Annotated in this window: 22 protein-coding genes; 12 read left to right on the top strand and 10 right to left on the bottom strand. The window is 63.2% G+C overall.

Translation table 11 applies throughout. The annotated features are described in order from the left end of the window. Positions 1-4: 4 nt before the first annotated feature. Genes QUH67_RS32940 through QUH67_RS32955 form a run of 4 tightly spaced genes read right to left on the bottom strand, consistent with a single transcriptional unit; the run spans position 5 to position 3,620 of the window. Positions 5-994, bottom strand: coding sequence for a 2-hydroxyacid dehydrogenase (locus tag QUH67_RS32940; protein WP_300944049.1), 990 nt, complete (start codon positions 992-994; stop codon positions 5-7). Next, entirely contained in the window at positions 994-1,749 is a 756-nt protein-coding gene (locus QUH67_RS32945; protein WP_300948254.1) for an ABC transporter permease, read from the bottom strand. Before QUH67_RS32945 ends, QUH67_RS32940 begins: the two co-directional genes overlap by 1 nt. 29 nt (positions 1,750-1,778) lie before the next feature. After that, a complete protein-coding gene (locus tag QUH67_RS32950; protein WP_300944051.1) occupies positions 1,779-2,567 on the bottom strand; it encodes an ABC transporter ATP-binding protein in 789 nt (262 codons plus the stop codon). Positions 2,568-2,597: 30 nt separating this feature from the next. Continuing rightward, positions 2,598-3,620 carry an ABC transporter substrate-binding protein gene (locus QUH67_RS32955; RefSeq protein ID WP_300944053.1) on the bottom strand — a complete coding sequence of 341 codons (1,023 nt, stop codon included), beginning with the start codon at positions 3,618-3,620 and terminating at the stop codon, positions 2,598-2,600. Between the two features lie 148 nt (positions 3,621-3,768). Between QUH67_RS32955 and QUH67_RS32960 the strand changes: the two genes are divergently transcribed. The 3 genes from QUH67_RS32960 to QUH67_RS32970 all read left to right on the top strand — a co-directional run bounded on the left by QUH67_RS32960 (position 3,769) and on the right by QUH67_RS32970 (position 7,422). After that, positions 3,769-4,578: a creatininase family protein gene (locus tag QUH67_RS32960; RefSeq protein ID WP_300944055.1), complete on the top strand. Its 810-nt coding sequence runs from the start codon at positions 3,769-3,771 to the stop codon at positions 4,576-4,578. Positions 4,579-4,732: 154 nt separating this feature from the next. Then, positions 4,733-4,993, top strand: coding sequence for a hypothetical protein (locus tag QUH67_RS32965; protein ID WP_300944057.1), 261 nt, complete (start codon positions 4,733-4,735; stop codon positions 4,991-4,993). Between the two features lie 392 nt (positions 4,994-5,385). Beyond that, complete coding sequence (locus QUH67_RS32970) at positions 5,386-7,422, top strand: carbohydrate porin (protein WP_300944059.1); 2,037 nt, start codon at positions 5,386-5,388, stop codon at positions 7,420-7,422. On the opposite strand, the gene QUH67_RS32975 is transcribed toward QUH67_RS32970, so the two are convergent. From QUH67_RS32975 to QUH67_RS32985, 3 genes are all read right to left on the bottom strand, one after another. Beyond that, complete coding sequence (locus tag QUH67_RS32975; protein WP_300944061.1) at positions 7,423-8,712, bottom strand: hemolysin family protein; 1,290 nt, start codon at positions 8,710-8,712, stop codon at positions 7,423-7,425. It lies immediately after the preceding gene. 91 nt (positions 8,713-8,803) lie between these two features. Further along, complete coding sequence (locus QUH67_RS32980; protein WP_300944063.1) at positions 8,804-10,435, bottom strand: FMN-binding glutamate synthase family protein; 1,632 nt, start codon at positions 10,433-10,435, stop codon at positions 8,804-8,806. Positions 10,436-10,869: 434 nt separating this feature from the next. Next, complete coding sequence (locus QUH67_RS32985; RefSeq protein WP_300944065.1) at positions 10,870-11,643, bottom strand: ferredoxin--NADP reductase; 774 nt, start codon at positions 11,641-11,643, stop codon at positions 10,870-10,872. A gap of 287 nt (positions 11,644-11,930) precedes the next feature. Here QUH67_RS32985 and QUH67_RS32990 point away from each other — a divergent pair, with 287 nt between their 5' ends. The 3 genes from QUH67_RS32990 to QUH67_RS33000 all read left to right on the top strand — a co-directional run bounded on the left by QUH67_RS32990 (position 11,931) and on the right by QUH67_RS33000 (position 15,336). After that, the gene (locus tag QUH67_RS32990) at positions 11,931-12,929 is read left to right on the top strand and encodes an ATP-grasp domain-containing protein (RefSeq protein ID WP_300944067.1); all 999 of its coding nucleotides are present in this window, start codon (positions 11,931-11,933) and stop codon (positions 12,927-12,929) included. Beyond that, complete coding sequence (locus tag QUH67_RS32995) at positions 12,929-14,245, top strand: bifunctional folylpolyglutamate synthase/dihydrofolate synthase (protein ID WP_300944068.1); 1,317 nt, start codon at positions 12,929-12,931, stop codon at positions 14,243-14,245. Before QUH67_RS32990 ends, QUH67_RS32995 begins: the two co-directional genes overlap by 1 nt. 89 nt (positions 14,246-14,334) lie before the next feature. After that, positions 14,335-15,336 (top strand): NADP-dependent oxidoreductase, encoded by a 1,002-nt coding sequence (locus tag QUH67_RS33000; RefSeq protein WP_300944070.1) that lies wholly within the window; start codon positions 14,335-14,337, stop codon positions 15,334-15,336. 132 nt (positions 15,337-15,468) lie between these two features. Here QUH67_RS33000 and QUH67_RS33005 read toward each other — a convergent pair whose 3' ends face one another. Together QUH67_RS33005 and QUH67_RS33010 are read right to left on the bottom strand one after the other, a co-directional pair. Further along, on the bottom strand, positions 15,469-18,633 hold the full coding sequence (locus tag QUH67_RS33005) for an efflux RND transporter permease subunit (protein ID WP_300944072.1): 3,165 nt from the start codon (positions 18,631-18,633) through the stop codon (positions 15,469-15,471). 9 nt (positions 18,634-18,642) lie between these two features. Continuing rightward, positions 18,643-19,836, bottom strand: coding sequence for an efflux RND transporter periplasmic adaptor subunit (locus QUH67_RS33010; protein ID WP_407080379.1), 1,194 nt, complete (start codon positions 19,834-19,836; stop codon positions 18,643-18,645). A gap of 202 nt (positions 19,837-20,038) precedes the next feature. On the opposite strand from QUH67_RS33010, the gene QUH67_RS33015 reads away from it, so the two are divergent. Beyond that, complete coding sequence (locus QUH67_RS33015; RefSeq protein WP_407080496.1) at positions 20,039-20,869, top strand: hypothetical protein; 831 nt, start codon at positions 20,039-20,041, stop codon at positions 20,867-20,869. A 41-nt stretch (positions 20,870-20,910) separates the two neighbouring features. Here QUH67_RS33015 and QUH67_RS33020 read toward each other — a convergent pair whose 3' ends face one another. Continuing rightward, positions 20,911-21,270 carry a hypothetical protein gene (locus QUH67_RS33020; protein ID WP_300944073.1) on the bottom strand — a complete coding sequence of 120 codons (360 nt, stop codon included), beginning with the start codon at positions 21,268-21,270 and terminating at the stop codon, positions 20,911-20,913. A 234-nt stretch (positions 21,271-21,504) separates the two neighbouring features. On the opposite strand from QUH67_RS33020, the gene QUH67_RS33025 reads away from it, so the two are divergent. The 5 genes from QUH67_RS33025 to QUH67_RS33045 all read left to right on the top strand — a co-directional run bounded on the left by QUH67_RS33025 (position 21,505) and on the right by QUH67_RS33045 (position 24,957). After that, positions 21,505-21,636 carry a hypothetical protein gene (locus tag QUH67_RS33025; RefSeq protein ID WP_300944075.1) on the top strand — a complete coding sequence of 44 codons (132 nt, stop codon included), beginning with the start codon at positions 21,505-21,507 and terminating at the stop codon, positions 21,634-21,636. Positions 21,637-21,698: 62 nt separating this feature from the next. Next, the gene (locus QUH67_RS33030; RefSeq protein ID WP_300944077.1) at positions 21,699-21,908 is read left to right on the top strand and encodes a hypothetical protein; all 210 of its coding nucleotides are present in this window, start codon (positions 21,699-21,701) and stop codon (positions 21,906-21,908) included. Positions 21,909-21,998: 90 nt separating this feature from the next. After that, positions 21,999-22,139, top strand: coding sequence for a hypothetical protein (locus QUH67_RS33035; protein ID WP_300944079.1), 141 nt, complete (start codon positions 21,999-22,001; stop codon positions 22,137-22,139). Positions 22,140-22,207: 68 nt separating this feature from the next. Then, positions 22,208-23,347, top strand: coding sequence for an FAD-dependent monooxygenase (locus tag QUH67_RS33040; protein WP_300944081.1), 1,140 nt, complete (start codon positions 22,208-22,210; stop codon positions 23,345-23,347). Then, on the top strand, positions 23,344-24,957 hold the full coding sequence (locus QUH67_RS33045) for a benzoate-CoA ligase family protein (RefSeq protein ID WP_300944083.1): 1,614 nt from the start codon (positions 23,344-23,346) through the stop codon (positions 24,955-24,957). The genes QUH67_RS33040 and QUH67_RS33045 overlap by 4 nt, the downstream gene beginning before the upstream one ends. The last annotated feature ends 146 nt before the right edge of the window (positions 24,958-25,103 follow it).

Consider the following 25,103-nt stretch of genomic DNA (forward strand, 5'->3'; position numbering starts at 1 on the left):
GGCGTCAGCGTCCCTTTACCGGGGTTTCCGGCACAGGCGTCAGCGGCGCCTTGCCGGCAAACCAGTTTTTCAGATTGTCGACGACGAGCTGGTCCATGGCGTTGCGCGTTACTACCGAAGCTGAGCCAATATGTGGCAGCAGCACAACATTTTGCATGGTCTTCAATTCGTCCGGCACGTTCGGCTCGTTGGCGAACACGTCCAGCCCGGCCGCGAGGATGGTGCCGGATTTCAGTGCCGCCACCAGCGCCGGCTCGTCGACCACGGAGCCACGGGCAACGTTGATCAGGACGCCGCGCGGACCCAACGCCTTCAGCACGTCGGCATTGATCATCTTGGCGGTGGCGGCACCGCCGGGCACGATCACGATCAGCGTGTCGACATCCTTCGCCATTTCCATCAGGTCGGGATAGTGCTTGTAGGAGACGGCCGACGACTTGTTGCGCGAGTGGTACGACACCGGCACGAGCGAGGCTTCGAGGCGGCGGCCGATTGCCTGGCCGATGCGGCCCATGCCGACGATGCCGACCTTGCGGTCGCGCAGCGAGCCGGCGCTCAACGGATAGTTCTGGGTCTGCCACAGGCCGGAGCGCAAATAGCGATCGGCCTTGACGAACTCGCGCAGGGTCGAAATCAGCAAGCCCATGGCGACGTCGGCGACTTCCTCGGTCAGCACGTCGGGCGTGTTGGTGACGACGATGTCGTGCTCACGCGCATAGGCGGAATCGACATGGTCGTAGCCGACGCCGAAGCTCGCGACGATCTCGAGCTTGGGGAAATGCGACAGCGATTTCTTGTCGGCCGGCACCGTGTGATAGGTGACCGCCATGCCGCGGGTCTTCGCCAGCACATCGGGCGTCAGCCGCTCGAGGTCGGCGCGGCTCTCCGCCTTGTGCAGGACGAACTGGTCCGAGAAGCCGTTTTCGAGGATCGGCCGGATCGGTCCGTAGACCAGCAGATCGATCTTTTCGGACGAAGTGTTCGCGGCAGCCATCAATTTTCCTTTCCAAGAGCGCTCTCGTGCCAGCGCCGTAATACCAGGTGCGAAACTAGCGCCAGCAGCCCATAGATGACAATCCCGGCCACCGACAGCAACAGCAGCGCTGCGAACATTCGGGGAATGTTGAGGCGATAGCCGGACTCGGCGATCCTGAAGGCAAGCCCGGAGCCGGCGCCCGCCGCCCCCGCGGCGATTTCGGCGACCACCGCACCGATCAGCGACAGGCCGCCCGCGATCCGCAGGCCACCGAGCACATAGGGCAGCGCCGCCGGTAATTTCAGGTATCGCAGCGTCTGCAGCCTTGAAGCGCCATAGAGCTGAAACAGACCGGCGAGATTGCGATCCACCGAGTTCAGCCCGAGCGTGGTGTTGGACAGGACGGGAAAGAAACCCACGATCCAGGCGCAGACGATGACCGCCGTCTGCTGCGGCAGATAGATCAGCAACAGCGGCGCAACGGCGATGACGGGCGTCACCTGCAGCACCACCGCATAAGGAAACAGCGAATATTCCAACCATTTCGACTGGTTGAACAGGAGCGCCAGCGCAACGCCGCCGACGGCCGCGGCGATAAAACCTTGCAGCGTGGTGAGCAGGGTGACGCCGAGCGATTGCGACAGCACCGGCCAGTCGCCGACCAGTGTCCGAAACACGAGAGAGGGACTCGGCAGCACGTAGGGCTGAATGTCGTTGACGCGCACGACGAGTTCCCACAAACCCAGGCCTGCGGCGAGCACGGCCACGGGCATCAGCAGGCGGCCGATATTCCGGAAGGAAGTCATGCGCTGCGCTGCCCGGCATAGGAAGGCGCGAGCGCTGCGGAAACCTCGCGGCAGTAACCCGCATACTCGGCCGAGGTGCGAAAAGCCTCCCCGCGCGGCTCCGCGGCAGCGATGCGGAACTCGCTTGCCAGGCGGCCCGGCCGCGCCGTCATGACCAGAACGCGCTGCGACAGATAGACCGATTCGAACACCGAATGCGTGACGAAGATGATGGTCTTGCGCAGCTTGCGCCAGAGATCGAGCAGGTCGTTGTTGAGCCGGAAGCGCGTGATCTCGTCCAGCGCCGCGAACGGCTCGTCCAGCAACAGAATGTCGGGATCGGTGACCAGCGCGCGCGCCAGCGAGACCCGCATCTTCATGCCGCCGGAGAGTTCGCGCGGATAGGCGTCGGCGAATTCGGACAGGCCGACCTGGGCCAGTGCCCCCTCGATACGGCGGTCGGCTTCAACCGCCGCGGCGTGGGCGAGCTTCAGCGGCAGACGCACGTTGTCGCGGACGCTCGCCCATGGCAACAGCGTCGGCTCCTGAAACACAAAGCCGATAGGATGGCGCCCATCCGTCCGCGCCGCGCGATGGGAAACGTTCACCGTGCCCGAACTCGGCGCGCTGAGCCCCGCGATCAGCCGCAGCGCGGTTGATTTTCCGCAGCCGGACGGCCCGAGCAGCGAGACGAATTCGCCTTTGGCCACATCGAGATCGAGCGGCCCGAGCGCGGCCACGCCGTTGTCATAGGCCTTGGTGACCGCGCGCAGGCGAACCGCAAGGCCCGCCGCATCGATCTCCATTTCAGACAACGCTCGCCCAACCATCTCGCGTCAGTTCTTCGGCCGCAGGTCGACACCGACGCCCTTGTTGACGAACCGCAGCGTATAGGCCTGGCGGTAATCGATATCGCGTCGAACCACACCGGCCCGCACCATCTTGTCGAAGAAGCTCGCCGCGCGCGCGTCGTTCATGGCACCGATGCCGTCGCGCAGGGCGTCGCCGGAATCGACGATGCCATATTCCTTCATCTTGACTACGGAATAGGCGAGCAGGTCATCGGTCATTTCCGGGTTCATCTTTTTGATCATCGCATTGCCGGCGGAATTGTCGCCGTAGAGATACGTGTACCAGCCGATCGCGGAGGCATCGACGAAGCGCTGCACCAGGTCCGGCTTCTTGTCGACGATCTCGCGCCGGGTCTCGATGAGGGTCGAATAGGCGTTGAAGCCGTGGTCGGCGAGCAGGATGACGCCGGGCTTGAAGCCGGCCGCCTTCTCCACGGCGTAGGGCTCGGAGGTGACGTAGCCCTGCATCGCGCTCTGCTTGTTCACGATGAAGGGCTGCGGATTGAAGGTGTAGGGTTTCACCTTGCTCTCGCTAAACCCGTATTCGGACTTCAGCCACTGGAAGTAGCTGGCGACGCCTTCCTTGGAGACCAGCAGCGTCAGCGGCTTGAGATCCTCGAGCTTTGCATTCTTGGCTTCGGGATGGGTCAGGAAAACCTGCGGATCCTTCTGGAAGATCGCGGCCACCGCGATCAGCGGCACGTTGTTGGCGACCGCGTCCAAGGATTGCAGCGTGTTGGCGCTCATGAAGAAATCGAGCTTGCCGGCGGTCAGCAGGATACGGTTGTTGGTGTTGGGGCCGCCGGGCACGATGGTGACGTCGAGGCCGTATTTCTTGTAGGTGCCGTCGGCGACCGCCTGGAAGAAGCCGCCATGTTCGCCCTCGGCGACCCAGTTGGTTCCAAACGACACCTTGTCGAGGGTTTCCGCGCGCACAGGCGCCAGCGCCGCCGCCAACAACACCAAAAGACCTGCGGTTAAGACTCGCGGGAAAAAGGCCGGGTTCATGATTGGACTCCGTCGATCTTTCTGGCCCATGATGGGAGGCAGTGAACGTGGGTCGCGTCCCCCGGCGGATCTACCCATGGCGCGGATAGCGGTCCTGTAATATCTAACAAACTAGCCTGCAAATTTGTCCAAAGAAACGCTTCACTCGATGCCTTCAACCGTACCGCCTCGCGACTGGACCGAGATCCACTGGCCCGAGATTACCCAAGCCGACGCCGCGCGCTGGATCGCGGTGCTGCCGCTGGCTGCGACCGAACAGCACGGCCCGCATCTGCCGCTGGAAACCGACATCCTGATCGGCGAGGCCCATCTGGCGCGCGTGCGCGAACTGTTGCCTGCCGCGCTCCCCGTCACCTTCCTGCCGGTGCAGCCGGTCGGCATCTCCACCGAGCATATCGATTATCCGGGCACGAAGACACTGCCGAACGATGTGGCCTTGAAGGAATGGACGGCGATCGGCGCGGGCATCGCGCAGCGTGGAATCCGCAAGCTGGTGATGGTCACCAGCCACGGCGGCAACAGCGCGGCGATGTCGCTGGTGGCGCAGGATCTTCGCGCGCATCATCAGATGCTCGCCGTCACGACGAGCTGGTTTCGCTTCGGCATGCCGGACGGATTGTTTTCCGAGGAAGAGACGCGCCATGGCATCCATGGCGGTGCGACCGAGACGTCGATCATGCTGGCGCGCTATCCGCAGCGCGTGCGGAAGGAAGCGATCGCCGATTTTCGCCCCACCAGTATCGACATGGAGAAAAAATTCCACTGGCTTTCGGCGCATCGGCCGGTCCCCTTCGCGTGGCAAACGCAGGATCTGCACTTAAGTGGCGCGGTCGGCGACGCCACCAAGGCCACCGCGGAAAAGGGCGAGCGACTGCTCGACCACGCTGCACGTGCGTTCTGCGACTTGCTCGACGACGTCGACAAATTCGACCCCGAATTGTTTCTTCGTAAACCATGAAGCTCGGGCTATTTACCCGCAACATATTGAAATAACGAAGAAATAATCGACGAAACCATATTTCCGGGCACGATTTCGAACCGCTTTCCAACACGCTCCGTCCAACTGGGCATGCGGACCACGATGGCCGCTTAACCCAAGGATGGAGACTTCCATGTCGATCAAGACCAAGTTCGCCGCTCTCGCCCTCGCTACCCTTGCCGTCACCGGCACGATCGCTTCCACCAGCCAGGCGCAGGCCAAGCCGTTGCACTGGGGCGTCGGCGCCGGCCTCGTCGGCGCTGCGATTGTCGGCACCGCGATCGCCGCTTCAGGCCCCGGCTATTACGACTACGGCTATCGCCGCTGCGGCTGGGTTCGCCAGTTCGACGCCTTCGGCAATTACGTCGGCCGCGTCCGGACCTGCGGTTACTGATTTCTGCGGCTGACTTGGTTCTGTTTGAGAAGCGTTAGCTTCACACAGCCCAGTTCGGACCCTGACAACGCTTCTCGTGGATTTGCGTCCAGCACGGGCGCCTCATCCACCCCGTGCTGAACCCGACCCGCCCGGTTGTCCCCCCGGGCGGGTCAACTTTTTTGGAGAGGGAAAAGCCAGCCCGCGGGCGCCGCCTCGATCTCTTCGAACAATCGCCGTGGCGGGCGGCGCAGACCCTTGTTGCAGCCATGTCACGCAACGATGCCATCAAGCAACTGTCGCTCGACTACCTCTTTCTATTGCGAATTACTCGCAATAGAGATTGGGTTGGACGGGGCGACGGGCCAATGACTTCATTTGTTGGGTGGCGGCAGTCAGTCGAATCTGCCGTGATGGCTGGCAGTGAGAGCACGGGCTGCGCCTGGAATGTCGAGACGGTGAACGGCTATCGCCGACTTCTGAAACTGGCCTTGGCGGGCGCTGCGCTGGGCGTCCTGGCGTTCGGCTGCCCGGCGATGGCGGCCGATATTCCGCTCAAGGCGCCTCACATGCGCCCGGCATTCGACTGGAGCGGCTTCTATATCGGTGGTCACACCGGCTATCACCGGGGCTCGTCGTTCGCGACGCTGGCCGATCCAGCCTTCGCCACGACCAGCAGCGTGGTCAGCGGCGCAATCGGCGGCGTGCAGGCCGGGTATAATTATCGACTCTCCTCGGGCCTGTTGTTCGGCGTCGAGGCCGATCTGACCTTTCCGAACTATCTTCCGTCCAACCACGTTGTCGCCAAGTTCGCGACGGCGCGCTCTGACCTCGAAGAACGCTGGGATTATCTTGGTACCGTGCGCGGCCGCGTCGGCTATGCCAGCGGACCTTGGCTGGCCTACGCCACCGGCGGATTCGCCTGGACCGGCGAACGCTTTCTCAATACGCCGACCGGCGTGGGCGTCGAAGAGAAGCATATCAACGTCCGACCGGGCTGGGCAGCGGGCGCTGGACTGGAATACGCATTCGCGCCGCACTGGAGCATCCGGCTTGAATATCTCTACGCCCAGTTCGGCAAAGCCGATGTGCGCTTCCCGTCAGGCGCGCAGTACAATTCGACGCTCGACGTCCAGCAGGTTCGCATCGGCCTCAATCGCAAGGTCGACTGGCCGGGATCGAAAAGCTGGACGCCGAAGACCGACCTGACCGATCCGGAATCCGACCGCTGGGAAATCCACGGCCAGAGCACCTATCTCGGTCAGGGCTATCCAGCCTTCCGCGCGCCCTACACGGGCACCAACAGCCTGACGCCGGCCCGGCAGGCGCAGGCCACCTGGAGCAACAGCCTTTACCTGAACGCCAGGCTCTGGGAAGGCGGCGAGGTCTATTACAATCCCGAACTGTTGCAGGGTTTTGGGCTGAGCGACACCGTCGGCCTCGCGGGATTTTCCAGCGGCGAGGCGCAGAAGTCGAACTTCCCCTACCCGCACTACAACACCTCGCGGCTGTATGTGCGCCAGACCTTTGGGCTCGGCGGCGAGCAGGAAGAACTCGCCAGCGGGCAGCAACAGCTGGCGGGCAAGGTCGACGTCAACCGGCTGACGCTGCAAGCCGGCAAATTCTCGGTCGGCGACGCCTTCGACGGCAATGCCTACGCCAAGGATACCCGCCGCGACTTCATGAACTGGTCGATCTGGGCGCCCGGCGCGTTCGACTACGCGGCCGACAAGCTCGGGCTGACCTACGGCGTGACCGCTGAACTCAACCAGAAGAACTGGGCATTGCGCGGCGGCTACTTCTTGATCGGCGCGGTATCCAACTCCAACAATTTCGACACCCAGGTGTTTCGCCGCGGCCAGTATGTCGCCGAACTGGAGATGCGCTACACGCTGTTTTCACGGCCAGGCAAGCTGCGCACCATCGGCTGGGTGAGCAGCGCCAATTCCGGCAGCTACCGCGAGACGCTGGATAATCCCGCGCTCAATCTCGACATTTCGCTGACGCGCACGGGCCGCCCCAAATACGGCTACGTCTTCAACGTCGAACAGTCGGTCACCGACGATATCGGCCTGTTCGGCCGCTGGAGCTGGAACAACGGCAAGACCGAGATCATGTCGTTCACCGACATCGACGCCTCCCTGTCGCTCGGCACTTCGATCAAGGGCGCCAAATGGGGACGGCCGGACGACACGATCGGATTGGCCGGTGCGATCAATTCGATCTCTCGCGATCACCGCGACTTCCTCGCCGCCGGCGGACTCGGCCCGCTGATTGGCGACGGACAGCTCAATTACCGCAAGGAGCGCATTCTCGAGACCTACTATGCGTATGCGCTCACCAGGCAGATCACGCTGACGGCGGACTACCAGTTCGTCACCAACCCCGCCTACAACGCCGATCGCGGCCCGGTGCATGTGTTATCCGGGCGTCTGCACGGTGAGTTCTAGTCAATTCACGCCAGTCTGGCTGGCTAATACCTTGTCGATGCGCCGGCCATCGAGATCGAGCACCTCAAAGCGCCAGCCCTCTATCTCGATCCGATCGCCGACTTCGGGGATCCGGCCAAAATGGCTGAGCAGAAAGCCGGCAACAGTCTGGTAGTGGCGCGACGGCGGCAACGTGTAGTGGAGCAGCGAAGCAAACTCGACGGCGGGCATCCAGCCCGAGAGCAGATACGAGCCATCGTCGCGCTTGACGGCGGCCGCTTCCGGAGGCCCCTCCTCGGTGTGAAATCCGCCGACGATCGATTCCAGGATGTCCGCACTGGTCACCACGCCCTGGAACGCGCCGTATTCGTCATGAACCAGCCCCATATGCACGGCGGAATCGCGCAGGATGGCGACGACGTCCCGCGCATCGAGAAATTCCGGAATAACCGGCGCGGGGCGGACCAGTTTTGCGATATCAGGCACCTGCTCCGACAGGTAGCAGTCGAGCATGTCCTTGGCGTTAACGATTCCGACCGCGGCATCGGCCGCCTGATCGAACACCACAAAGCGGGAATGACTGCTGGCCATCAGGGCGGCGCTGATGGCCGGCAGGTCGTCGGTCAGATTGATCATGCTGACCTCGCGGCGCGGCGTCATGACGGCGCCGACGGGGAGATCGCCGAGGCGCATGACGCCCGCGATCATTTCCTTTTCACCGGGTTCGAGCACGCCGGCATTCTCGGCTTCGACGACGAGGGTGCGGATCTCATCCTCACTGACCTTCTCGCCGGCCTCGCCGCGCTGGCCCAGCAGCCATAACAGCCCCCTGCCGGAGCGATCGAGCAGCCAGACGGCGGGCAGCGAGACCGTCGCCAGCATCGTCATGTACGGCGCCACGCGCACCGCGACGGATTCAGGGTCGCGCAGAGCGATCTGCTTGGGCACCAGCTCACCGATGATGAGCGACGCGTAGGTGATCACGGTGACCACGACGCCGACGCCGACCGCATCGGCAACCCCTTGCGACCATCCGGCCGCGACCAACAGGCTGCTCAGCCGCTGGCCGAGCGTGGCTCCGGAAAACGCACCCGACAGCACGCCGATCAGCGTGATGCCGATTTGCACGGTGGAGAGAAATTTACCGGGATCGGAAGCCAGCGCCAGCGCGCGGCGGGAGCCGATGACGTTCTTCTCGACCAGCGCCGCAAGCCGCGCCGGCCGCGACGATACGACGGCCAGCTCCGACATCGCGAGCAAGCCGTTGGTCACAATCAGGACCGCCACGATCCCGAGTTCGACATATACCATTATTGTTGTGGGTTCCATCCCGCGGAAGACGGGAACTTACCAGATAGTCATTCGCTTCTAAACTCAAAAGAGCGCGCAAATGTCGCAAATACTATCCCGCTGGCTGGAACGAATCTGCACGCGCCATCGCCCAGGCGTCGCGGAAGCGCGGATCCTCGGTGCCTTCGATCAATTCGCCCGGCCGCAGCGGCGGATAGAGCTTTGCAAACGACATCACCTCGGTGCTCGAGGCCCGCTTGGAGAAGTGGATCGGCTGCAGCTGCTGCGGGTGGTCGAGCCCGGCGGCGGCGAGCAATTCTGACAACGCGTGCAGCGTGGCGTGGTGGTACATGTAGACCCGCTCGGCCTTCAACGGCACCACCAGCGCGCGGGCGCGGGTCGGATCCTGTGTCGTGACGCCGGTCGGACAGCGATCGGTGTGACAGCTCAGGGACTGGATGCAGCCCAGCGCGAACATGAATCCCCGCGCGGAATTGCACCAGTCGGCGCCGATCGCCATGGCGCGCGCCATGTCGAAGGCGGTCGCGATCTTGCCTCCGGCGCCGATCTTGATGCGGTCGCGCGCATTGATGCCGATCAGCGCGTTATGGACGAAACTGACGCCCTCGCGCATCGGCATGCCCAGATGATCCATGAACTCCAGCGGCGCCGCGCCGGTGCCGCCTTCATTGCCGTCGATGACGATGAAGTCCGGATAGATGCCGCTCTCCAGCATCGCCTTGCAGATCGCCAAAAATTCCCAGGGATGCCCGATACACATCTTGAACCCGGCCGGCTTGCCGCCCGACAGCCGACGCATCTCGCCGACGAAGGCCATCATCTGCAGCGGGGTCGAAAACGCGCGGTGGCTGGCCGGCGAAATGCAATCCTCACCCATCGCAACGCCGCGAATCCTGGAGATCTCCTCCGACACCTTGGCGGCCGGAAGTACGCCGCCATGTCCGGGCTTGGCGCCCTGGCTGATCTTGAGTTCGACCATCTTGATCTGCTCGTCGGCGGCGACGCGGGCGAACTCCTCCGGGTTGAACGAACCATCGCGGTTGCGGCAGCCGAAATAGCCGGAGCCAATCTCCCAGATGATGTCGCCGCCGTTCTCGCGGTGATAGGGGCTGACGCCGCCCTCGCCGGTGTCATGCGCGAAGCGGCCCTTTTTAGCGCCGCTGTTCAGCGCCCGCACCGCTTGCGGACTGAGCGCACCGAAGCTCATCGCCGAGATATTGAAGACCGATGCCGAATACGGCTTGGTGCATTCCGGGCCGCCGATGGTCACGCGGAACTCGGCGCTGTTGAGCGCCTTCGGCGCCACCGAATGATGCATCCACTCGTAGCCTTCGCGATAGACGTCCTCCTGGGTGCCGAACGGCCGCTTGTCGAGCTGCATCTTGGCGCGCTGATAGACCAGCGCGCGGGTGTCGCGGGAAAACGGCATGCCGTCCTTCTCGCTCTCGAAGAAGTACTGCCGCATCTCCGGGCGGATTTCCTCGAGCAGAAAGCGGATGTGCGCCGAGATCGGATAGTTGCGCAGAACCGCGTGATTTTTCTGTAGCAGATCGCGAATACCGAGCACCGTGAGCGCCCCGAAAATCACGATCGGGACCAGCAGGATTTCCCACACCTTGATGTTGTGGTCGAATATCCCTATCCCGACCAGCAGGGCGGTGATGACAGCGCAGATCGTCAACACGATGTAACGTGGCGAGAACGGCAGCAGTATCGTTTCCATGAAATTCCTCAGCCAAAATCTTTCTTGCCGGACGGCAGCCTAGTCCAACCAATCCAGCAAGCCCATACAGTATACGGGTCGGCGCCCACGGATGTGACAACGGGCGGCAAAAATATCTGCAGGCGTTGTCCGGGTGCTTTTGCGGCGCAGCGTAACGCTTACCGGAGTGCCGGCAGTGCGCCGACGCCTGGAGCCGACCACCGCATTGGGTGGTTATCGCAGTGAGGGGATGGAGAGAGTTATGGGGTTGAGAACGACGATCTCGCCCACGTCGTCCCGGCCTTGAGCTCAGATGCGCAATTGCGCATCGGGGGATCCATACTCCGTGCTCTCCGATGTGAGCACGAATGGCAGACGTCTCGTCACGCAATTAACGCCGCCGAGTATGTGTCCCGGCTCAAGGCCGGGGCGACATCTACGCAAGCTGCGTCGTCTCAGCGCTCGACGAACGCCTTCTCGATCACGAAGTGGCCGGGCTTGTTGCCGCTGCCTTCGATGAAGCCGCCGGACTCGAACATCTGCTTCAGCTCTTCCAGCATCCCCGGGCTGCCGCACATCATGACCCGATCGGTCTCGATGTTCAGCGGCCCCTGATGGATGTCGTTGAACAGTTGCTCGGACGAGATCAGGTCGGTAATTCGACCGCGGTTGCGGAACGGCTCGCGGGTCACGGTCGGATAATACAGCAGTTTCTCCGAAAGCAGCGGTCCGAACAATTCATCGTCGCGCAGCATGGCGACGAGTTCTTCGCCATAGGCGAGTTCGGAAACCTGGCGGCAGCCGTGCACCAGAACGATGGTCTCGAAACGCTCGTAGACGTCGGGGTCCTTGATCAGGCTCGCGAACGGCGCCAAACCCGTGCCGGTCGACAACAGCAGCAGGCGCTGGCCTGGAATCAGGTTGTCGGTGATCAGCGTGCCGGTCGCCTTGCGGCCGACCAGGATCTCATCACCCTCGCGGATCTTCTGCAGCTTCGAGGTCAGCGGCCCGTCCGCGACCTTGATAGAGAAGAATTCGAGTTCTTCCTCGTGGTTGGCGCTGGCCATGCTGTAGGCACGCAACAGCGGCCGGCCTTCGACCTCAAGGCCGATCATCGCAAACTGACCGTTCTGGAAGCGGAAACCGGAATCGCGGGTGGCCCGGAAGCTGAAAAGCGTATCGGTCCAGTGGCGGACAGCAAGAACTTTCTCTCGATAGAATGCGGCCATGGGTTTTCGTTTTTCCTGACGACTCGATATAGAACGTTTCGGTTTTTCGGCCTCGAAGCGCCTGATGTCTGGCGAAATTACCGGCGATTTGCGCCATCTGCGCACGGCAGACAAATAGTCAATATGACCTACAGCACAATCGATAACTCGGAATAGCTGTCGTTCCATTTTGCAAAATGGTTCGATTCACTTCGTTAACGCCAGGTAGCGCAATTAACTTGCTGAATTCAGCGCCGATCTGGCAATAAATTACTTCCAGCAGTTAAGAACCTTTCAAAAGAGATCGCATGCGAAGGCCCGAAGAGTTTCGAATCGGTAAACCGGGCTTCTATCCGGACCAGTCGATCTATGCGGAGTTCGCCTGTGCCGAATTCGGCCTGCAATTTCGCGACCTCGACGGTGGGGCGGGACTGCTGTTTAGCGTGGCCTCGCACGACAGGCTGCTGCATTTCGGCGCCGGCCGATGCTCGTGGTATCCGCAGAACAACGCGACCGCTTCGACGCTGGCATCGGATAAGCATTTTGCAGGCCGGATTTTGCAGGAGTCGGGCGTGTCCGCGCTTGGCGGTGAGTATTTTTTCCTGCACGACCGCCACCGCGCGCATCGCCCGCCGGGGCATGAACGCAACGACGCGCTCGCCCATTTCAAGACGTTGGGAAAATCGGCCTTCGTCAAACCGCTCGCGGGATCGCGCGGCGACTTTGCGCAAGCCATTCACGGCGCGGCCGCGCTCGATCGCTATCTCAGCGATGTCGCGAAGTATTACGACGCCATCCTGATGCAGCCGATCGTCGAAGGGACCGAGTATCGCGTCTTTCTGCTCGACGATGACGTGCTGTACTGCGCGCGGAAATATCCGCCTTCGGTCACGGGTGATGGCGTGCATAAGCTGCGTGACTTGCTCACCGCTCATAACGACGCCCTGCGCGCCCGCGGGCTTTCGCCCGCGTCACTCCCGGACAACGATCCATCGCTCGAAGATGTGCCTGCCAGGGGAGAGCATCACGAAATTACGGGCCGGATGAATCTCAGCGCAGGCGGCAGGATGGTGCTGGCGGATAAGCCATCCGAGAGAGCCATCGAGATGGCGCGGCAGGCGGCGCGTGCGATCGGGCTTCGCGTCGCCGCCATCGACATCTTCGTCGACATCGACGGCAAGCCTGACGCCAACGAGGTCATCGAGGTCAACGCCAACCCGTCGATCCGGCTGCTGGAAGACTCCGGTCGCGGCGACCTCATCCTGAAGATCTGGCGCCACACCTTCACCGCCATGGGGCTGCTGTAGTGTTCAACCTGCCGAAATACGGCGACGGCGTCTGCCTCGCACGGATGGCCGGATTGCTCGAAGCGCTCGGCATAGACCGTGCGCGGCTGCAGCGCGTCTCGGTGGTGGTCACGGGATCGAACGGCAAGGGCAGTACGGCGGCGATGTGCGCCCGGATCGGCCGCGCCTATGGTCTGCGCACCGGGCTGTTCACTTCGCCACATCTGGTTCGTTTCAACGAGCGGATACAGGTCGACGGCGTCGAGATCGACGACGAGGCATTCGTCCACCTGCAGCGGCGAATCGAAGCCGCCATCGCCGAGGTCTCGAAACGGCTCGGCCAGCAATTCGGCGCGTTCGAAGCGCTGTTTGCAGTCGCCTGCCTCCACTTCCAGGAAAGCGACTGCGAGTTCGCCGTGTTCGAGGCCGGCATCGGCGGACGTTACGATCCGGTCCGCATGGTCGGCGCGCGCGAGACCTGCGTCACCTCGGTCGATTACGAGCACGTTGAACTGCTCGGCCACACGCTGGAACTGATCGTATCCGACAAGAGCGACGCCTGCGCCGCCGGCGGCACGATCGTCTATGGCGAGAATTGTAGGGACTTGCAGCCGCATCTCGTCGAATACAATCGCGGGCGCGGATGCACGCTGATGTTTGTCCGCGACGACATCAGCATCGACAACGACGTGACGGCGGCCTTGGGACAGCGTTTCGATCTGCAATTCGGGGATCACAATTTTCGCGGCCTCGAACTGAACCTGCCCGGCGCGTTCCAGATCAACAACGCGTCCATTGCCGCCGCGCTTTTCCTGTTGTGGCTGCAGCGCGAACAGCCGCAAACGCCTGCGGACCAGATCGAAACCGCGATACGTGCCGGCCTGCGAGAGGCGCGCTGGCCCGGCCGGCTGGAAGTCATCAGCCAGAATCCGCTGACAGTCATCGACGTCGGTCACACGCCCGACGGCATCCGCCAATCGCTGGCGAGCCTCATGGCGATTCACGGCGCCGATGACTGGATCCTCGTTACCGGTGCTTCGCGCGACAAGAAGGCGGACGAGATCGTCGGCGCGCTGGCGCCGGCGTTCGATACGATCATCGCCACGGCGGCGCACCACAAGGGAGCCGACGCGAACAGCATCGCGGCGGCCGCGCGACGTGCCAATCCCGGAGCCGATATTCAGGTCGCCGCGACGATGCCAGAAGCGGTGCGGCTCTCCCGGGAGCGAGCGGCCGCGCACAAGCGACGGGTATATGTGGCAGGCGGATTATTCCTGGCGATCGAATATGCGACCGTCGCGCGGGGTGGCCGCGTCGAGGATTTGGACTTTTTCTGAACGTGGCGCACAATCCGCGCAGGTCGACGGCCTGCCGCCGTCCGCACTGCGCAAAGCAAAATACGGCAACGCCCGAGGGAGAAAACATCATGAGCGACACCGTCAATCGTCAGATCCTGCTGGTCGAGAAGCCGACCGGCAAACTGGGGCCTGAGCATTTCAAGATGGTCAGCGGAAACGTACCCGAGCCGAAAGATGGCGAGGTGCTGGTGCGAACGCGCTATATCTCGCTCGACGCCGCCAACCGCGCGTGGATGCACGGCGCCACTTATCGCGCCGCCGTCGAGGCCAACACCGTGATGGCCGGCGGCAGCATCGCGGAAGTCGTGTCTTCGAAGGCGCCGGGATTTTCACCTGGCGACATCGTGTTCGGCGATACCGGTTGGCAGGATTACGCCGCCGTGCCGGCCAAACATCTGAACAAGATGCCGAAGCTGGAGCCGATGACACATCTGCTCAGCGTCTACGGCATCGCCGGCCTCACCGCCTATTTCGGGTTGCTGCATGTCGGCAAGCCCAAAGAGGGCGAGACCGTCGTGGTGTCGGCCGCCGCCGGGTCGGTCGGGTCGATCGTCGGACAGATCGCGAAAATAAAGGGCTGCCACGTGATCGGCATCGCCGGCGGCGAGGACAAGTGCCAGTGGCTGACGTCCGAACTCGGCTTCGACGCCGCGGTCGACTACAAGGACGGCGCGACGTTCAAGGCGTTGCGGGCAGCGGCGCCGAAGGGCATCGACGTCTATTTCGACAATGTCGGCGGCGACATTCTGGAGGCCTGTCTCGCGCTGATGAACAACCGCGGCCGCATCGCCTGCTGCGGCGCCATCTCCCAGTATGACGGCGTGCCGTCGGCGCACGGCCCGCGCGGCGTGCCCGGCCTGATCGTGGTGAAGCGCCTTATCATGCAGGGCTTCATCGTGATGGATTACATGGACCAGAGCGCCGCCGCGCTGGCCGATCTGCAGTCCTGGGTCGCCTCGGGAAAACTGAAGGTGCAGGAAGACGTGATCGACGGCATCGAGAACACGCCGAAAGCCCTGATCGGGCTCCTGGCCGGCGAGAACCGCGGCAAGCGGATGGTGCGGGTTTAGCTCGAACCCCACGTCGTCCCCGCGAACGCGGGGACCGCCGCGGCGGTTGTTGCTTGCAGGAGGTATCTAACGCCGGTACCAAATCGAGAAGCCGCGGCGTATGGGTCCCGGCTCAGGGCCGGGACGACGTTGCTAATGCACCGTGGGCGCCTGCGTCACCGGCGCTCCCACTTTCTTCGTCTTCCGCGCCTTCAGCCAGTTCTCGAACCGCTGCACCACGACAAAGAACGTCGGCACGAACAGCACGGCGAGGCACGTCGAGGCCAGCATCCCCGAGAACACCGTGATGCCGATCGATTTTCGCGCGTTGGCGCCGGCGCCGGTGGCGAGCACCAGCGGCACGACGCCGAGGATGAAGGCGAACGACGTCATCAGGATCGGCCGGAACCGGGCGCGCGCCGCCTCGACGGCGGATTCCAGCAGCGGCTTGCGGTCGCGCACATGCAGCTCGAGCGCCACCTCGACGATCAGGATGGCGTTCTTGGCCGACAGCGCGATCAGGAGAATAATGCCGATCTGAGTGTAGAGGTTGTTCTCGATCCGCAATCCCGTCAGCACCGCCATCGGCCCGAGCAGCGACAGCGGCACCGCGAGGATGACCGAGATCGGTGCGTACCAGCTTTCATACTGCCCGGCGAGCACGAGGTAGACCAGCAGCAATGCAAGGCCGAACGCCCAGTAGATCTGGCCGCCGACGACCTTCTCCTGGTACGACATAGCGGTCCACTCGAACCCCGTGCCCGGCGGCAGCGTCCTGGCGGCAATCTCCTCCATCAGGTTCATCGACTGGCCTGAACTGTAGCCCGTGGCCGGCAGTCCGATGATGGTGGCGGATGGATATAGATTATACAGGCTGATCAGCGACGGGCCAACGGCGGCCGTGATCTTCGCCACCGAGCCGAGCGGGATCATGTCGCCCTGGCTGTTGCGCACCGTCAACCGTTCGATGTCGCGCGGCGTCAGGCGGAACGGCGCGTCGCCCTGCGCATAGACCTGGAAGGTGCGGCCGAACTTGTTGAACTGGTTGACGTAGCTCGACCCCATGTAGGACGACAATGTCGAGAAGATCTGGTCGGTGGTGACGTGCATGGTCTGGGCCTTGACCCGGTCGACCTCGACGTCGAATTGCGGCACCATCGAACGGAATGGCGAGCTGACGCGCTGCAGCGCGCTCTGCGTCGACGCGTTGGCTACCATCGCCCCGGCGATCGCCTGCAGCTTGCCGAAATCGGAATTGCCGTCGCGGAGCTGCACCTGCATGGCGAAGCCGGCGGCATTGCCGATACCCTGGATCGGCGGTGGCGGCACCACCAGGATCCGCGCTTCCTCGATCACGGACAGTTTTTCGTTCAGGCCGACGAACAGCGAGCGGAGGTCCTCGCCCTTTCCTCGCGCGCTCCACTCCTTCAAAATCAGATAGGCGACGCCGGCATTGGCGAGGCTGGATGAATTGTCGAGCGCGGAAATGCCGGCGATCGTGATCACCTGCTCGACGCCCGCCGCCTTGCCGGTGATTTCGCCGACGCGCGTCAGCACCTGCTGGGTCCGATCCAGCGCCGCGCCGTCGGGCAGTTGCACGGCCACCAGCAGATAGCCCTGGTCCTCGATCGGAATGAAGCCGGTCGGCACACGCGACAGGCCCCAACCTGCTACCAATATCAGGATCAGCGCCACGACGACGGAAACATTGCTGTGCGCGACCAATCGAGAGATCACCCTGCCATACCAGGCTTCGAGTCGGCCATAGGCCGCGTTGAAGCCGCGGTAGAAGAAGTTGCGCTGCTCCGGCGGCGCAGGCCGGCGCAGCCACAGCGCGCACTGCGTCGGCTTCAGCGTCGCCGCGTTGACAGCGCTGAGCAGCGCGGTCGCGGCGATCACCAGCGCGAATTGCGCATACATCCGCCCGGTCAGCCCCGGCAGAAAGGCTGCCGGCAGGAACACCGAGATCAACACCAGCGTGATGCCGATGATCGGCGCGAACAGCGCATCCATGGCGCTGATCGCGGCGTCATGGCCGGACATGCCCTTCTCGATATTATGCGCCGCGCCCTCCACCACCACGATGGCGTCGTCCACCACGATGCCGATCGCCAGCACGATCGCAAACAGCGTCGAGATGTTGACGGTGAAGCCAAGCGCGGCCATCGCCGCGAAGGCGCCGATGATGGTGACCGGCACGGTGGTCGCCGGCACCAGCATCGCGCGCCAGTCCTGCAGGAAGATCAGGATAACGACGAGGACGAGGAGACCGGCCTCGACCAGCGTCTTGTAGACCTCGTTGATCGATTCCGAGACGAATTTGGTGGTGTCAAACGGCGTGTCGTAAACCACGTCCTGCGGGAACGCCTTCGCCAGCACCGCCATCTTCTTCTTGACGGCCTGCTCGACCTCCAGCGCGTTGGCGCCGGGCGACTGGAATACGCCGATGCCGGTGGCCGGCTTGTTGTTCAGCGAGAACATCTGGCTGTAGGTCTGGGCGCCGAGTTCGACCCGGCCGACGTCGCGCACGCGCGTGACATCACCGTTATTGCCGGTCTTGACGATGACGTTCTCGAACTCACTGACGTCGTCGAGCCGCCCGGCGACGTTCAACGTATATTGAAACGCCTGGCCTGCCGGAGCCGGCGGCGCGCCGACCTGGCCTGCGGTGACCTGCTGGCTCTGCTGCTGGATCGCCGAGATGACGTCCTGCGGCATCAGGTTGCGCGCATACAGCTTGTTCGGATCGAGCCAGACCCGCATCGAATACTGCCCGGCGCCGAACACCGTGACGTTGCCGACACCGGGCAGGCGCGACAGCTCGTCGCGAATATTGATCGTGGCGTAATTGCTCAGGAACAGGCTGTCATAGGTCGCTTTCGGCGAGGTCAGCGTCACGAACAGCAGGATCGCCGTCGACCTCTTCTGCACGGTGACGCCCTGGTTCTGCACCGATTGCGGCAGCTGCGACAGCGCGCTCGACACCCGGTTCTGTACCAGCACCTGCGCGAAGTTGAGGTCGGTGCCGATCTTGAAGGTGACCGTCAGCGAATAGGATCCATCGGCGCCGCTGTAGGACTGCATGTAGAGCATGTCCTCGACGCCGTTGACCTGCTGCTCGATCGGCAGCGCCACCGTGTCGATCACGGTTTTGGCGCTGGCGCCGGGATAACGCGTGGTGACCTGCACCGTGGGCGGCACCACGTCGGGATATTGCGCGACGGCGAGCCGGAACAGGCAGACGCCGCCGATCAAGACCATCAGGATGGCGATGACGTTGGAAAGAACCGGCCGCTCGATGAAGAATTTTGAAATCATGCCCGGCTCCTACTTGGCCGATGCCGGCGGCGCTTCGATCGTCTTCAGCTGCGGATCGACCTTCTGGCCGGGAATCGCGCGTAGCAGCCCGGCGGTGATGATGCGATCCTCCGCCTTCAGGCCCTCCTCGATGACGCGCAGACCGCCGTCCAGCGGCCCGACCCGCACCTTGCGCTGCTCGACGACATTTTCGCCGTTCACGACCAGCACGTAACGGCCGGCCTGATCGCTGCCGAGCGCAACATCGGGCACGAGCAACGCGTTCTGCACCTGATCCACCGGCACGCGGACGCGAACGAAGAAGCCCGGCAGCAGGGCACGGTCCGAATTGGGCAGCACACCGCGCACCGGCAAGGTGCCCGTCGACTGGTTCAGCGTCGCCGCCGCATAGTCGAGCCGGCCCTTGTGCGGGAAGCCGGTTTCGGTCTGTAGCCCGACCTCGACCGGCATCTGCCGCAGATCGTCCGCGGTCATGCCGCGCCGGCGTGCCTCCTCGCGGATCCGCAGCACGTCCTGCTCATTGACGTTGAAATTCACGTAGATCGGATCGAGCGACACGATGGTGGCCAGCTGCGTCGGCGACGAGGCGCCGACCAGCTCGCCGACGGAGACCAGATGCGCACTGACGACGCCGTCGAACGGTGCGGTCACGTTGGTGTAGCCGTAATTGACCGCCGCGATCTTGGTATTGACCTGGGCCTGCAGCAGGTTCGCCTGCGCGTTGTCGCGGGCGGAGGTGGAATTATCCAGCGTGGCCTGCGAAACGGCTTGCCGCTGCACCAGCTCCTGCTGGCGCTTGAAATCCGCGTCCGTCTGCCGCACCGAGGCCTGTGCACCGCTTTCCGCCGCCTGCGCCTGTTCGAGCTTCAGCTTGTAGGTATCGGGCTCGATCGTGAACAGCGAGGTGCCCTCCTTTACGAAGGCGCCGTCCTTGTAATTGATCGATTGCAAAAATCCCTGCACGCGCGCGACCAGGTCGACATTCTTGACCGCAGCCGTATTGCCGGTCGCCTCCAGATAGCGCGTGAACGGCCGCTGTAGCGGCACCGCCACATCGACCTTCGCCGGCGGCGGCGGAACAAAAGTATTTTGTTCGCAGGCACTTAAGATGCCCATGGCGGCGATGGCAAACGCCGCTCGCAGGACCGGAGCGCCGTCCTGCCCGATGGTGTGGCGCGGACAAGGGCGTGCTGGCGAACGCATGGGCTTCATCATTCCTGCCTCAATTGGTTTGTTCAAAAATTCTGTAGTCAGAAAAAAACGTGCCGCGCCACCCCATGAAAATAGCAACAATCCGCTTGCAGTGGAACCCGAAAGCGAAAATGATGCGCCGTTGGATTTTTTTTACTGCGAAATTTTTACTGCGGCCGAAGCGGCGGATTCCTGTGACGAAAAGGATTGTCCGATGAACAACACGTTGAAGCGTGCGATGAAGCTTGTGCCACTGCTTTCAGTCGCCGCGAGTCTCACAACCGCCCCCGTGCTGGCGCAGGCACCGAGCCAAGCGCAACGCGACGCCATCAAATCCGATTGCCGCTCCGACTATATGGCGCATTGCTCCAGCGTGCCGCCGGGCGGCGAAGCCTCGCTGCAATGCCTGCAGAAGAACATGTCGAGCCTGTCGTCAGGCTGTCAGAGCGCGGTGCGCGCGGTGGAAGCGCCGGCGGCGGCCACGGCGAAGCCCGTTGATACCGCGGCCCCGAAAGCCGCAGCGCCGCCGGCAGCCGCGACCGCCGCCCCGAAAACGGCTGAACCAAAAGCTGCCGCAGCGCCCGCCGCCGGACAGCCGACCAGCGCGCAAGTTTCCGCCATCCGCAGCGCGTGTCGCTCCGACTACCCAAAAGTCTGCGCAGGCGTACCGACCGGCGGCGCACCGGCCCTGCAGTGCCTGGAAAAGAACAAGGCCAAACTCTCCGCCGGTTGCGAGAAGGCCGTTTCCGCCGCTGGCAGCGGCGGTGCAGCGACAACCGCAACGGCAGCGGCAGGTGCGGCACCGGCCACCGCCGGAGCGGCCACCGCTTCGGCGCCTGCAGCGGCACCCGCCGTCATCGTGCTGCGGCCGATGCGTCCGCGCGAAGAACTGTTCGTGCTGCGCTCGGCATGCGGCGCCGACGTCCGCACGATCTGCGGCGGGGTGGCGCCCGGTGGCGGCCGGATCGTGCAGTGTCTGGCGACCAATGCCGGCCAGCTTTCGCCGGCCTGCAAGGATGTGCTGTCGCAGTTCGCGGCGCGGTAATCGCGCGCCGTCGGTGATCCCCGCATTACCGGGATCGCCGTTCACTCGCCGCCACGGAAAGCGAGGATGAGCTGGATGAGCCGCACCGAGAGGGCGACATAGAGCACCGTCATCACGATCTGATACGCGACGTGCCAGTTGAGCTTGGCCAATTTGTACAGGCCGTCGAGAAAGTTGAGCAGCAGGAGAATGATGCCGAACAACATGACACCTCTGCCGACCAGGCCATGCCTGAGGTAGCCGAACAGAACGATCGCCGGCTCATTGCTCGAGACATGGGCGCCGGCCGATACGATCAACGTCCCGATGATCAATTTCTCGATGTGAGAGAATATTTCCTTGGAGACCGGCTCGACATGTTCGGCATAGAACGCCAGCCATCTGGCTCTGACCTGCGCCATGAGTGTTCCTCGGGATTTCTTGCCACGATGAATTGGAGGCTCACTACACCGGGTCCGCAACCAAGAAGCAAGCAGGCCGGTCGTCCTGATCTGCGGACATTGACCTCAGGGATCGGCCGCAACAACGAAGGGAGAAGCCGAATGCTACGAACCACCCTGGCCGCCGCCGCCGTGCTATGCCTGTCGCACGCCGCCTCAGCGCAGGAACTGACCGCGGCATAGCGAGACGCCTGCATGGGCGACTACGAGAAATATTGCAGACGCGTCACGCCGGGCAGCGGACGGATCATCGCCTGCCTCGCCAGGGAGAGCGACAAGATCACGCCGGCCTGCAAGAACGTTCTGACGGCGGCGGAAAAGAAATAGCGAAGCTTTCGAGAATTGAGTTTCAAGACCTGAGCATCAACCAAAACTCCGGGAGCCCAAACATGCGATCCTTTCTGATCATTGCATCCGCCGTGCTTGCCTTCGGCGCCACCATGACCCTCGAATCGCGCACCGCCAGCGCCGTGGTCTGCGCCGACGGTGTCGTGCGCGCGGGCTGCGCCGGGCCACGCGGCGCGGTCGTCGTGCGCAAGCCGGTCAAGGTTTGCAAGACCACCATCGTCAACGGCGTCAAGGTTCGCCGCTGCACCTGACCTTGAGCGGGGTCTGGATACCCGCGAATTCCGATCGCTGCGCGCCGTGCTCTTCGCGCAGCGATAGGTGCGTGTAATGAATCCGGAAGCATGAAGAATTTCTCCGCTCCGCTGCCGCTCGGGGCTGGCGCCACCGTGCTGGCGAGCCTTGTCGCCGTAGCGCTCGGTGCGGGCGTCGCCGTGTACCGGTACTACTCGAAACCGGAACTGTTCCCGCTGATTTTTCAGTAGCGCAAATTTTCATCCCGGATTAGTCTCCGATCCAAATTAAACAGTATACTGTCGATTTGGAGGAAAACGTGCGCATCGCCGTCATCGGCGGAGGCCCCGGCGGGCTCTATTTCGCCTATCTCTGGAAACGGCGTCATCCCGACGCACAGATCGACCTGTTCGAACAGAACCCCGAAGGCACGACCTGGGGGTTCGGCGTGGTGTTCTCCGAGCAGGCGCTGGAGTTTTTGCGAACCGACGATCCGGAAACCGTCGATGCCATCGCGCCGCGGATGGAGAGCTGGAGGAACATCACGCTCAATCTGCGCGGCGAGAGCGTCGAGATCGACGGCATCGGCTTCTCCTCGATCGGCCGGCTCGAACTCCTGACCATTTTTCAGCAGAGCGTGCGCGCCGCGGGCGTCAACGCGCGATACGGCACAACGATCGGATCGGTAGGCGAACTCGCGGGGTACGACCTGATCGTTGCGGCCGACGGGCTGAACTCGCTGGTGCGTCGCGGCTTTGAGCGGGAATTTGGCGCCTCGGTCTCGCATTCGACAAACAAGTTCGCCTGGTATGGCACCAGCAAGGTGTTCGCCACGCTGTCGCAGACCTTCGTCAAGACCGCCCTCGGCGCGTTCAACGCCCATCACTATCGCTATTCGCCCAGCATGAGCACTTTCCTGGTCGAATGCGACGCGGCCACATGGGAGGCCTACGGCTTCGAGCACAAGACCATCGAGCAATCGCAAGCGATCTGTGAGGAGATTTTTGCCGGCACCCTCGACGGCCATCCGCTGGTCTCGAACAAATCGGTATGGCGCAATTTTCCCTGGATCTGGAACGAGAACTGGTCGCACGGCAACATGGTGCTGATCGGCGACGCCCTGCATACCGCGCATTTCTCGATCGGCTCGGGCACACGGCTGGCGATCGAAGACGCCATCGCGCTGACCAAGGCGCTGGAGGCCGAGACGGAACTGGCCGCCGGCCTCGCCCGCTATCAGGCGGAGCGCAAGCCGATCGTGCAAAAGCTGGTGACGGCAGCGCGCACCAGCGCCGACTGGTACGAACGATTTGGCGAACACATGAAGCTCGACCTGATGGACTTTGCCTACAGCTACATCACCCGCTCGGGGCGGATCGCGGATACGCGGCTGCGCGCGATGTCGCCGGAATTCATGGCGCACTATGAGGCCGAGAAACAAATCGGAGGTCGGGCATGAATTCAACGATTTCCGACGCAGTGCCGCGCGACAATCCAGGCGCGCGCGAGATCGGTTTCACGATTCCCGAATCCTATAACGCCAGCCGAATCCTGTTCGACAACCTCGCGGCCGGCCGCGGCGAAAAGCTGGCGCTGACCGGCCCCGGCGGCACGCGCACCTACGCAGAACTCTGCGCTGAGGCATCGCAATGGGGCCACGGCTTCCAGTCGCTCGGCCTGACGCGCGGCGACCGCATCCTGATGTTTCTAGACGATACGCCGGCCTATCCTGCGGCGTTCTTCGGCGCGGTTCGGTCAGGCTTTGTGCCGCTATTGATCAACACGCTGACGCCGCCGGACCTGCTGCAATTCTATCTCTCCGACGCCGGCGCGGCGGTAGCGGTCGCGGAGGCCGAATTTGCCTCGCGGTTCAACGCGGAGGCCTGCAGGGACACGCCGCTGCACACCCTGATCGTGGTCAACGGCGCGGCGGGCGATCACGCCGTGCTGAAGACGTTTGTGGCACAGCAATGGCTGCAGGGCTTGCCCACCGATCTGCCGGAAGCCGACACCCGGCGCGACGACATGGCATTCTGGATGTATTCATCCGGCTCGACCGGCCGCCCCAAGGGCATCGTGCATCTGCAGCACGACATGGCCTACACCGAGCAGTCCTTTGCGCGCAGTGTGCTCAAGCTGACGCCCGATGATATCTGCTTCTCGGTGCCGAAGATCTTCTTTGCCTACGGCTTCGGCAACGCGATCACCTTCCCGTTCGCGGTCGGCGCGGCGACGCTCTTGCTGCCGGGCCAGCCGAAGCCGGCAACGATCTTCAAGGCGATCGAGACATACCGGCCGTCGGTATTCTACGGTTTGCCGACGCTCTACACTTCGCTGACCAAGGCCGAGGGCGCAGCCGGCACGGACTTCTCGTCGTTGCGGATGGCGCTGTCGGCCGCCGAGGTGCTATCGGCAGAAGTATTCAACGGCTGGAAGGCGCTGACGGGGCTGGAGATCATCGAGGGGCTCGGCTCCACCGAGGTGCTGCACATCTATCTCTCCAACCGCCCCGAGAGGAAAAAACTGGGTGCGGCGGGCCTGCGCGTGCCGGGCTATGAAATCCTGCTCAGGAACAGCGATGGCCGCGACGTCGGCGACGACGAGGAAGGCATCTTGTGGGTGCGCGGCGATTCCAATACGCCGCTGTACTGGAACCGGCCCGACAAGTCGACAGAGACGATTCGCGATGGCGGCTGGATCTACACCGGCGACCGTTTTCTTCGTGACGCCGACGGCTTCCACTTCTTCCGCGGCCGCGCCGACGACCTGATCAAGATCTCCGGCCAGTGGGTCTACCCGCTGGAAGTCGAACTGTGTCTCGCCGAACATCCCGACGTCAGGGAATGCGCGGTGTTCGCCGCCGAGTTGCCGGATCGGCGCATGACGCTGAAGGCGGTGGTGGTGATGAACCAGCGTGAGTTCGACGAGGGCGACGCCACGAAGACGCTGCAGGACTACGTCAAGGCAAAGCTGCTGCCTTACAAATATCCGCGCGAAATCCGCTTCATCGCGGAGCTACCGAAGACCGGCACCGGCAAGATCGACCGGCAGGCCTTGATGCAGATGTAGCCGCCCCAAACTCGATGTCGTCCCGGGCTTGACCCGGGACCCATACGCCGTGGCCGCCGTTGCTGGAAAAGATGGATACTGACCAGCGAGCAAGTCAATTTCCGACGGTGGTTATAGATCCCGGGTCAAGCCCGGGACACGGCGGA

It is taken from the genome of Bradyrhizobium roseum, assembly GCF_030413175.1.
GTDB classification, from domain to species: Bacteria; Pseudomonadota; Alphaproteobacteria; order Rhizobiales; family Xanthobacteraceae; genus Bradyrhizobium; species Bradyrhizobium roseum.

Excerpts from the sequence above, each read along its gene's own strand:
- QUH67_RS33015 (WP_407080496.1), top strand. The coding sequence starts at position 20,039 with ATGAACAACACGTTGAAGCGTGCGATGAAGCTTGTGCCACTGCTTTCA.
- QUH67_RS32955 (WP_300944053.1), bottom strand. The coding sequence starts at position 3,620 with ATGAACCCGGCCTTTTTCCCGCGAGTCTTAACCGCAGGTCTTTTGGTG.
- QUH67_RS32965 (WP_300944057.1), top strand. The coding sequence starts at position 4,733 with ATGTCGATCAAGACCAAGTTCGCCGCTCTCGCCCTCGCTACCCTTGCC.
- QUH67_RS32945 (WP_300948254.1), bottom strand. The coding sequence starts at position 1,749 with ATGCCCGTGGCCGTGCTCGCCGCAGGCCTGGGTTTGTGGGAACTCGTC.
- QUH67_RS32940 (WP_300944049.1), bottom strand. The coding sequence starts at position 994 with ATGGCTGCCGCGAACACTTCGTCCGAAAAGATCGATCTGCTGGTCTAC.
- QUH67_RS32990 (WP_300944067.1), top strand. The coding sequence starts at position 11,931 with ATGCGAAGGCCCGAAGAGTTTCGAATCGGTAAACCGGGCTTCTATCCG.
- QUH67_RS33005 (WP_300944072.1), bottom strand. The coding sequence starts at position 18,633 with ATGATTTCAAAATTCTTCATCGAGCGGCCGGTTCTTTCCAACGTCATC.
- QUH67_RS33045 (WP_300944083.1), top strand. The coding sequence starts at position 23,344 with ATGAATTCAACGATTTCCGACGCAGTGCCGCGCGACAATCCAGGCGCG.
- QUH67_RS32950 (WP_300944051.1), bottom strand. The coding sequence starts at position 2,567 with ATGGAGATCGATGCGGCGGGCCTTGCGGTTCGCCTGCGCGCGGTCACC.
- QUH67_RS32970 (WP_300944059.1), top strand. The coding sequence starts at position 5,386 with ATGGCTGGCAGTGAGAGCACGGGCTGCGCCTGGAATGTCGAGACGGTG.
- QUH67_RS33025 (WP_300944075.1), top strand. The coding sequence starts at position 21,505 with ATGGGCGACTACGAGAAATATTGCAGACGCGTCACGCCGGGCAGCGGA.
- QUH67_RS32985 (WP_300944065.1), bottom strand. The coding sequence starts at position 11,643 with ATGGCCGCATTCTATCGAGAGAAAGTTCTTGCTGTCCGCCACTGGACC.
- QUH67_RS33000 (WP_300944070.1), top strand. The coding sequence starts at position 14,335 with ATGAGCGACACCGTCAATCGTCAGATCCTGCTGGTCGAGAAGCCGACC.
- QUH67_RS33010 (WP_407080379.1), bottom strand. The coding sequence starts at position 19,836 with ATGCGTTCGCCAGCACGCCCTTGTCCGCGCCACACCATCGGGCAGGAC.
- QUH67_RS33020 (WP_300944073.1), bottom strand. The coding sequence starts at position 21,270 with ATGGCGCAGGTCAGAGCCAGATGGCTGGCGTTCTATGCCGAACATGTC.
- QUH67_RS33030 (WP_300944077.1), top strand. The coding sequence starts at position 21,699 with ATGCGATCCTTTCTGATCATTGCATCCGCCGTGCTTGCCTTCGGCGCC.
- QUH67_RS32980 (WP_300944063.1), bottom strand. The coding sequence starts at position 10,435 with ATGGAAACGATACTGCTGCCGTTCTCGCCACGTTACATCGTGTTGACG.
- QUH67_RS33035 (WP_300944079.1), top strand. The coding sequence starts at position 21,999 with ATGAAGAATTTCTCCGCTCCGCTGCCGCTCGGGGCTGGCGCCACCGTG.
- QUH67_RS32960 (WP_300944055.1), top strand. The coding sequence starts at position 3,769 with ATGCCTTCAACCGTACCGCCTCGCGACTGGACCGAGATCCACTGGCCC.
- QUH67_RS32975 (WP_300944061.1), bottom strand. The coding sequence starts at position 8,712 with ATGGTATATGTCGAACTCGGGATCGTGGCGGTCCTGATTGTGACCAAC.